Annotated in this window: 1 protein-coding gene; it reads left to right on the plus strand. The window is 63.2% G+C overall.

Translation table 11 applies throughout. The features are described from left to right. Positions 1-659 (plus strand): VCBS domain-containing protein (locus AC1DIS_RS30075; protein WP_477781315.1); only part of this gene is annotated, 659 nt, incomplete at both ends.

A 659-nucleotide genomic window follows, 5' to 3' on the forward strand; every position in this document is an offset into this window, starting at 1 on the left:
CCCATCTGGTGACTGTCACCGTCACCGGCAGCAACGATGCGCCGGTGCTCAGCTTCGCCAGCGGCAACGATGTCGGCGCCGTGCARGAAGACACCACCCTCAGCGTCAGCGGCCAGTTCAGCTCGACTGACATCGATCACGCGGCCACGGCGACCTGGAGCATTGCCGGGTCAAACACCGGCAGCTACGGCTCGATCGCCGTCGACAGCAGCGGCCAATGGACTTACACCCTGGCCAACGGCACCGATGGCGTTGCCAGTGCCGTGCAATCACTGAAAGCCGGCGAGAGTCATAACGAAGTGTTCAGCGTGCAGGTCAGCGAYGGCCTCGGCGGKGTCGACACCCAGCAGGTGACCGTCACCGTCACCGGCAGCAACGACGCACCCGTACTCAGTTTCGCCAACGGCAACGATGCCGGCGCGGTGCAAGAAGACACCACCCTCAGCGTCAGCGGCCAGTTCAGTTCAAGCGACATCGAYCATGCTGCCACGGCGACCTGGAGCATTGCCGGAACAGCTAACGGCACTTATGGCTCGATCGCCGTCGACAGCAGCGGCCAATGGACCTACACGTTGGCCAACGGCACCGATGGCGTCGCCAGTGCCGTGCAATCACTGAAAGCCGGCGAGAGTCATAACGAAGTGTTCAGCGTGCAGGTC

This window comes from Pseudomonas sp. 05N433, assembly GCF_056396925.1.